This is a genomic window from Saccharospirillum impatiens DSM 12546 (assembly GCF_000423605.1).
Lineage (GTDB): Bacteria > Pseudomonadota > Gammaproteobacteria > Pseudomonadales > Natronospirillaceae > Saccharospirillum > Saccharospirillum impatiens.
The window spans coordinates 1-2,266 of sequence record NZ_AUIH01000128.1 but is presented as its reverse complement, the minus strand read 5'-3'; the positions used below and the strand labels follow the sequence as shown (position 1 = coordinate 2,266).

3 protein-coding genes are annotated in these 2,266 nt (G+C 50.9%); 2 read left to right on the top strand and 1 reads right to left on the bottom strand.

The window, feature by feature from the left end; genetic code table 11:
* Positions 1-217: 217 nt before the first annotated feature.
* Positions 218-754 (bottom strand): VF530 family protein, encoded by a 537-nt coding sequence (locus tag G565_RS0120760; RefSeq protein ID WP_028672515.1) that lies wholly within the window; start codon positions 752-754, stop codon positions 218-220.
* Positions 755-930: 176 nt separating this feature from the next.
* On the opposite strand from G565_RS0120760, the gene G565_RS27130 reads away from it, so the two are divergent.
* Together G565_RS27130 and G565_RS25340 are read left to right on the top strand one after the other, a co-directional pair.
* Positions 931-1,572 carry a transposase gene (locus G565_RS27130; RefSeq protein ID WP_169579696.1) on the top strand — a complete coding sequence of 214 codons (642 nt, stop codon included), beginning with the start codon at positions 931-933 and terminating at the stop codon, positions 1,570-1,572.
* Positions 1,472-2,098 (top strand): integrase core domain-containing protein, encoded by a 627-nt coding sequence (locus G565_RS25340; RefSeq protein WP_084649505.1) that lies wholly within the window; start codon positions 1,472-1,474, stop codon positions 2,096-2,098. The genes G565_RS27130 and G565_RS25340 overlap by 101 nt, the downstream gene beginning before the upstream one ends.
* Positions 2,099-2,266: the final 168 nt, after the last annotated feature.

Sequence of the window (2,266 nt, the reverse complement as noted above, 5' to 3'; positions counted from 1 at the left end):
AATGGCTGCAAGCCGCGTAAGAATACAATTTAACCCATAGGGCATTTTACCTTAATTTAATGCATTAGTGGTCTTGACAGTGGGGTCCACAATAATAAAGGACTGCGAAACAGACTGAGCCCATCAGACCCAATCGCGCCCGGCCGACGGCCACCCTAGGCCGAGTAGTCGCTAAATGTGGCTGTCTTTTTAGGGTTTGACCGACAAGCTGATCGCGCTATAAGCGGGGTTTACTTGAGTTCAGTTTCTTTTTAGCCTCCCCCCATGGATCAAACGAAGCATCTGATTCACTTGCGCGCTCAGCTGCTTTCGGTGATGGTTTGTCGAACTCTTTTTTCCTGTGGCTTGCTTTCTGATAGCTGTTCTTTTTTGCCGAAGGCCTCTTGTTTGGACCCTCCGAATTTTTCGCTTTACGTGCGTTAATTTCTTTTAACTCTTCAAGCGTAAATGTTTTCGGCTCTCTCGGTTTTTGATGATCTGGCACAATCCTGTCACGTGGAGGCAACTCATATTGGCTAGCGTCTGGACGAGGTAGGTTCTTAAACTTGTACAAATAAAAAGCTTCTATTCTTACTCTTGCCCACTCCGTTTTCTTAAGGAACTTCAAACTGCCTTTTATGGATGGATTCAGCTGAAAGCATTTAAAGTTCAGTGCTTCTCCTAGAATTTCGTAGCCGTAGAAATCGACAAGCTCTTCAATCAGGGCCTCCAGTTTTAAGCCGTGTAGAGGGTTATTGCCATATTGCTCGCTCATAAAGCGTCCTTAAGTGCCATAAGTTCAATCCTGTGTATTCTAGTCACTATCACTTACAAACGATAATCTTGATGACGCGGCGGCCAAGCTGGACACCCGTCCGAGGGCTTGATTACTACATGAATATACAGTACTTTATACAGCATTACTAAAACGGGCTGCCAGGGGTAGACACTATGCCACGTTCAAGGAAAAGCCAGATCGTCCTGGAGGCGACCCCATACTACCACTGCACCTCTCGGTGTGTGCGCCGCGCCTTCCTGTGCGGCCGTGACGAGCATTCCGGTAACGACTATGAACACCGGCGCGGCTGGATTGAAAACCGGATAATGGAACTGGCCAAAGTGTACGCTCTCGATGTTTGTGCCTATGCTGTCATGTCGAACCACTACCACATCATATTGCATATCAATGCCGAGAAAGCCAGCGCCTGGACCGACACTGAAGTCATTCAACGCTGGCATGAGCTGTATGCCGGAAATTTCCTCAGCCACGAATATCTGGCGGGTAAGGATCTGTATGACGCGCAACTAAAGGTTGTTTCAGAGCTTGTAACAGAATGGCGCCAGCGCCTAATGTCGGTCAGTTGGTTCATGAAAGCCCTGAATGAAGACATCGCCCGGCAAGCCAACGTTGAAGACAATTGTACCGGAAAGTTCTGGGAAGCCCGGTTCAAATCCCGCTACGGTGGGTGTCCATCGGCGGTTGTATGTGGTCATGGACCTGTACAGCCGATATGTAGTGGCCTGGATGGTCTCCCACAAAGAGAACAGCAAGTTGGCCCAACAGCTCGTACAAGAGACGCTGACGCGCTATGAGCTGGATGATGCCTCCATCACCCTGCATCAAGATCGTGGCTCGCCCATGATCGCACAGAGCTTCTTGGATCTGATGGCGGATTTGGGTGTCGTCTGCAGCCACAGCCGCCCCAGAGTCAGCAACGACAACCCGTTCAGTGAAAGTCAGTTCAAAACGGCCAAGCACCAACCGGACTATCCGGGCCGCTTTAACAGCATAGAACACGCTCGCCTGTGGTTCAGCGACTACTTCGACTGGTACAACCATAAGCACCGCCACAGTGGCCTGAATGGCTTCACGCCAGCCCAGGTCTTCACCGGGGAATACCAGCAGGTAGCCGAGAAGCGACAGTCAGCACTGAATGATTATTATCAAAAACATCCAGAACGCTTTGTACGCGGCGAGCCTACAGCCAACTTGCCAGCCAAAGCCGTACACATCAACCCGATCACCTCTGAGGAAGCAGACGCTGGTATGAGCACTATGGTGAACTTCCCGACACTACCAGCAGCACGCCGTGCCCTGGAGCGGGAGAATCTACATTAACTTTTTAATGAACTGTCTAGATGAGGTTGACAGGTTCCGGGGTAGACCTTGTGTTGCGGATGCGGGCGACTGGTATTCGGCCGGGGTGCCACTGATGCGGGCGACTGGTATTCGGCCGGGGTGCCACTGATTGCAGGCCCATTAGACGCATCAACCGCTGCACTCGTT